Raw genomic sequence first — 5,588 nt, 5'->3', positions numbered from 1 at the left:
ACGAATATAGCTTAGAAAAAAGCAAGCTCTCTTAAAAGAAAGACTTGCTTTTTTCTTATTCCCCCTTTTCGAGGGGATGGGCAAAAACACCCAAATACGGATCAATTAAAAGAGGGCTGAACATATTCATCCCAACTAATACGTGAACAATACCCACAAGTGCTGGGACTAAGAATACAAAGAATAACTCTTTATAAATCGATTGTGTTAATAACTCTCGGCGAACACCGATTTTACGAAGCATTTGATAACGTGTACAATCTTTGGATGCACCAGACAAAACTTTAAACATCAGACAGCTTGCCATCATTGCTAAGAACGCAATTCCAACGAAGAATCCCATAAACATGAGTCCGCTAGAAAAGCTTTGATTCCCCTTATAGTTTTGATACTTACTACTCAGTTCTTCTGCTTTCACATTTTTATATTTAACTATCTGTAATTCATCAAGTTTTTTCCATTCTTTTACGTATGCACCAAAATTATTTGTTTTCCCAATAAACACGGTATTTTCTGTACCTTTGATATTATCATATATGTTTTGATTGACAATTTTCACTTCATGATTCGGATACATATACTCTGGTTGAATTGTTTGGAAAACATCGCTCCATTGTCTTGACAACGCAAACGCATTCATGGGGATTTCCTCTGAAACTTTCATTGTCTTCTCATTTTTTCTATCTTTGACTAAAGGACGATGATTCTCTAGCTCTTCTTTTGTATAATACACATACGTATCATCCACCTTGTAGTGATATTCAAGCTTCTCTTTGAATGGAATGCGGTCTAACAATTTCTTTTCTTCCACTGTTGGATTATGAACTATCGAATCATAAATCGTTCCTTTATCAGTCTGTTTTATGACATCGTTTTTAAATGCCATACCACACGCAATTCCACCAGCTCCAAGAGCTACTAAGATTGCTACCGTTGCCAGTAGGTTTGTTAGACTGTTCATACGGAAGTTTAATTGCGCAAAAGTAAAAGCATTCAGCCTTTTTTCCCTACGTTTTTTATTACTCTGTACCTTTTTCATCATAACGGGGAGAAGGGATCCAAATAGCGTGTACGTACCAATTGTAGCTGTGATTAATCCAATAGCCATGAATGTAGGAACGCTTAGTATATCTTTTCCTTGTAGCTGTGATATATAGATCAGTGATGTATAACCAATGCCTAGTAAAAGCAAACCAAGGAATGCAACTACAGCTGTCATTTTCCCTTTTACCGCGACACGCTCTGTTTGTGCATCTGCATGTACAAGTTGCAAAACAGAAATACGTGACAATTTCATACTATTCAGGATGGCTGATAGTACAAATAAGACAAAAAAGAAGAGGCAAGTAACAGTCATAGATGGAATATAAAATGCTTTATAACCTTCTCTAGAAAAATCCAACTGTTTCATTAATAACTGACCGATACCTTCTGCAAGTCCTACACCAACTGCAATTCCGATTGCAAGAGATGCGGTACCTACTATGATTGTTTCGATAAACATAAGTAAGGTAACTTTATGTTTTTTGCTCCTAACATCATGTACATGCCGAACTCTTTTTGGCGAAGAAATAATAAGAAAGAGTTTGCATATAAAATGTAGAAAAACGTTACAATCGCTAATAAAACGGAACCGATTTGGAATGCTATTGCAACTATCTCAGCATGTGGATTTGATTCAAGGAACGTTTTATTTAGTGATAACGTTTGAAACATATAGCAAGTTGAAATAGATACGATAAGACCAGCAAGTAAGACAATATAATCTTGTAATTTACTTTTTAGCCCGGACATGGAAAGTTTAAATAACATGCTTGCACCTTCTTTCTTATGCTTTTTGTGTGCCTAAGTCTGCAAGCACGTCTAAAATTTCTTTATAGAATTTGTCACGTGTACCACCGCGATGAATTTCTTTATATAGCTCTCCATCTTGAATGAATAAAATACGTTGACAGTAACTTGCACTATATGGATCATGCGTAACCATCATAATCGATACACCTTGTTCTGTATGTAAGCTTGTCATGGCATCCAGTAAACTCGTTGCGTTTTTAGAATCAAGAGCTCCTGTAGGCTCGTCCCCCAAAATAATGGCCGGTTCATGCACTAACGCACGTGCGGCTGCTGAACGTTGTTTCTGTCCACCAGATACTTCAGATGGATATTTTTGTAGAATTGCTGAAATTCCTAACATATCGGCTACCTTTTCTACCTTCGGTCCAATCCTATGTGATGAAACACCTTGAAGTGAAAGTGGAAGTGCGATGTTTTCATAAATAGATAAGTTTTCTAATAAATTAAAGTCTTGGAAGATGAATCCTAACTTTTGTGAACGGAAATCTGAAAGCTCACCTTGCTTCATTTTTGTAATATCTGTACCCGCAATTTCAACAACGCCGCCTGTTGCTTTATCAAGCGTTGAAATTACATTTAATAATGTCGTTTTACCAGAACCAGATGGTCCCATAATTCCAATAAACTCACCCTCTTGAATTGAGAATGATACACCTTTTAATGCGTGCGATTGATTCTCCCCTTTTTTACCGTACACTTTTTGAACGTTTTTCACGTCTACAACTGGTTTCGTCATATATATTCTCCTACAATTGTTATTCTCTTGCTTATTTTGCTCTTTTGGAAGATGAATCGCTATTGATTAATATAACAGTAACCTTACATTTTTGTAAGGGGATGTTTCTTCCACTTGAAAACAGCTACTTTAGTATGGGAAGAATACAAAAAATACCAACTGATGATTGGATTGTTACAATGAAGGGGGCATGGTTTAAATGACATCAAATATAGACTTTTACAAACGATATTACTTATTTAGTTTTAATATAAGGATTTTGTAATGTGAGGAGTATACAATATTCATTTGCTTATTCCCCCATTTCGAGGAGATGGGCAAAAACACCCAATACGCTTTTTGATAAACCGGTGGTCTTGTTCAATGATATTGTTTAAATATTTTTTCACACGAAGTGGTATACAGTGTGGTATACACTTTTCTTCTTTTAGTTCACGGATTGCAACAGGATAGGCTTTATCTCCATCGGCAGTTATCGAGCGAGGTTTTGTGGCATGACAAGAAGCCAAGGCTTTTTTTAGAAAACACTTGGCAGCCTTCGCATCTCGTTTACGACTTAAATAAAAATCAATTGTATTTCCTTCGGAATCGACCGCACGATATAAATACATTTTCTCCCCTTTAATCTTGATGTATGTTTCATCTACTCTCCAAGAATCGTTCGTGGCTTTCAAATGTTTTCGAATCCGTTCATTTAATTCTGGTCCATATTGATGAACCCAACGCATAATGGTTGTATGAGCCAAAGATAATCCTCGTTCCTCCATCATTTCTACCAAATCACGAAAACTTAAGTTGTACCGTAGGTACCAACGTACTGTTAATAAAATAATATCTGGTTGATAATGTTTCCACTTAAATAAGTTTTCTGGTCCCATACTGATCACACACCTTTTTTAAGTATTAGTACCAGTATGGCCAAGTTTGATAAGCCCTTTTCAAGCATTTTGGAATTTTTGCACCAGAACCAAATAACATCGTAGAGTAAGACCCTCAGTGTATTAAAAACATACAGGTTTTATGTTCGGAAATTTAGAAATTTTTATTTAGATTGAACCTTTTTTTCTATTAATTCATCAAGATATTTGTTTATATTCTCTTTTTGCTGTTCTTTTATATAAATAGAATAAGGTATAGTTACTGATGGTTTAGATTTGTCATCAGGTATAAATTCAAGCTTTGCATTTTCTTGAAATCCGGCTTGTCCATTGAAAGTCATTGTTTCTCCTGGTTCTTTAATAATTACACTTTTGGTAGCATCATCTAATTCCATATAGGAAGGAATTGGTTGGTTCGAATATTTAAAAGCATTATATAAAAAGTGATTTTCTTCTCCAGGCGAGGCTGTTAAAAAACCTGTTTCATAGTTATCTGCATTTTTCACCTGAACTTTTACATCTGTAGGTTCTATAACTCGAACAGGACCTGTGTATGTTCCAGAAAATGTTGCTTGTTTTACAGATTGTATAAATTTTGTTGTTCCATGAGGTACACATTTAACTGGTTGTGATTTAAATGTATACGTTGTTGTATTTGAAGACGTATTTGAAGATGTATGATTATAAGTAAACTCTGCACTTAAGGTCGTTGTTTCTTCCCCTTCTGCTACTAATGGAACTCCAGCTGTAGCCTTTATAGATTCAGTGATTCCTAGTTTAACTCCCTCTTGATTTGTATAGGTCATTGAATCCGTAGTACTATATTGTTTTTCAACCGTATTATATGTTTGCTCAGCATCTCCACCATTATGATAATTTAACAATTCTAGATTTGCTAAATTTGTAGTATCACCGTCCTGAGCGCCAGTAATATTAATATTACCATTAATACCATAAAATTCTAATTGTTTATTTTCCATTCCTAAAAGTGGATGCTCATGATTATAGAAATCGTTTACGAGATTTTTGTCAAATTGATTCTTAATTTGATCGATAGGTGTAGTAAAATGATAGACACCTGGTTCAAAATTATCTGATGTTATATATCCAAATACATGAGGATGATTTTTTATCGCAGATTGTAAAGCTGTCACAGTATCCCTTGAGAGTTGTGTATACACATCAGCGGATGCCATCTTTATCGGCATCTTATAAATTGATTTTTCAGATACATTGTTTTTGGGGATATCTGATCCTTCAGCATATGTTGGATTTCCTACACTCACTAAAAAACCTGTACTTAACATACAAATTGGTGCAACTTTAACGATTTTTTTCCAGTACTTCATTTTATTATTTTCATGCATTTTTCTCACTCCTTATTTAATGTGTAAATCACTGCTTGCTTATATTTTATATCCTATTTGTTATATAAAACAGTGTAAAAATGTCTTTGATTTTGAAAAAAATCTACATTGTATCTTGTTGTGTATTTTCAAAATTAATTGATAACCCTTGTACAATAACAGTTTTTACGTGAAAAAATCCGGTTCTGTTAACTAAACAAGTTTACTATATTTATTTAGTTCTTTAATAAATGGAACTAAAAAATAAGGATGTGTGTTTTTACAAATAACACACAAAATTAATCTATTTTAACCTTATTATTAAACGGGTAGAAAAATGAGAGAAAATATGGTTCTGATGCAAAAAATCAGGTTAATTGCAAGTAATCTTCTAATTTTGGACATACTGATACGATTACTCTACAAAAGGGATGGGATCAGTATGAAAAGACAATTTGTTTAAATGGAAGCATTACCCACCAGATTTAATTTTATTAACTGTACGCTGGTACCTATGGTACCAGCTAAGTTTTCGAGATTTGGTGGAAATGATGGAGGAAAGAGGCTTATCTTTAGCTCATACAACGATTATGGGTTCTGTTGCAAAGTTTTTGGAGCTGAGCTAGACTGTAGAAAAAATAAGATGAGGAGCATAACATAAGGGATATTTTAAAGGAAAACAATTCGAGAGAGACATTATCTTGGTAGCCGTCGGCTATTATTGTCGTTTTTCTTTAAGCTATCGTGATGTTTCTGAAATCTTGAAAGAACGTA

At 34.3% G+C, this 5,588-nt stretch carries 2 protein-coding genes and 4 pseudogenes; 2 read left to right on the top strand and 4 right to left on the bottom strand.

What is annotated here, in order from left to right; all coding sequences use genetic code 11:
• Positions 1 to 82: 82 nt before the first annotated feature.
• The 4 genes and pseudogenes from F3I02_RS17140 to F3I02_RS17125 all read right to left on the bottom strand — a co-directional run.
• Positions 83 to 1,812: pseudogene (locus F3I02_RS17140) on the bottom strand (FtsX-like permease family protein); the annotation flags it as partial.
• A 16-nt stretch (positions 1,813 to 1,828) separates the two neighbouring features.
• On the bottom strand, positions 1,829 to 2,590 hold the full coding sequence (locus tag F3I02_RS17135; protein ID WP_196477896.1) for an ABC transporter ATP-binding protein: 762 nt from the start codon (positions 2,588 to 2,590) through the stop codon (positions 1,829 to 1,831).
• A 329-nt stretch (positions 2,591 to 2,919) separates the two neighbouring features.
• A pseudogene (locus F3I02_RS17130) lies at positions 2,920 to 3,468 on the bottom strand (IS6 family transposase); the annotation flags it as partial.
• Positions 3,469 to 3,632: 164 nt separating this feature from the next.
• Entirely contained in the window at positions 3,633 to 4,835 is a 1,203-nt protein-coding gene (locus F3I02_RS17125) for an ETX/MTX2 family pore-forming toxin (protein WP_196477895.1), read from the bottom strand.
• 434 nt (positions 4,836 to 5,269) lie between these two features.
• Between F3I02_RS17125 and F3I02_RS17120 the strand changes: the two are divergent.
• Together F3I02_RS17120 and F3I02_RS17115 are read left to right on the top strand one after the other, a co-directional pair.
• Positions 5,270 to 5,425: pseudogene (locus F3I02_RS17120) on the top strand (IS6 family transposase); the annotation flags it as partial.
• Positions 5,426 to 5,509: 84 nt separating this feature from the next.
• Positions 5,510 to 5,588, top strand: a pseudogene (locus F3I02_RS17115) (IS6 family transposase); the annotation flags it as partial.

The organism is Bacillus sp. SRB3LM, from assembly GCF_015712745.1.
In the GTDB taxonomy this organism is placed as follows: Bacteria; Bacillota; Bacilli; order Bacillales; family Bacillaceae_G; genus Bacillus_A; species Bacillus_A thuringiensis_K.
Note: the sequence above shows the minus strand (reverse complement) of the source record. Positions and strands in the feature narration are given on the sequence as shown.

Excerpts from the sequence above, each read along its gene's own strand:
- F3I02_RS17135 (WP_196477896.1), bottom strand. The coding sequence starts at position 2,590 with ATGACGAAACCAGTTGTAGACGTGAAAAACGTTCAAAAAGTGTACGGT.
- F3I02_RS17125 (WP_196477895.1), bottom strand. The coding sequence starts at position 4,835 with ATGCATGAAAATAATAAAATGAAGTACTGGAAAAAAATCGTTAAAGTT.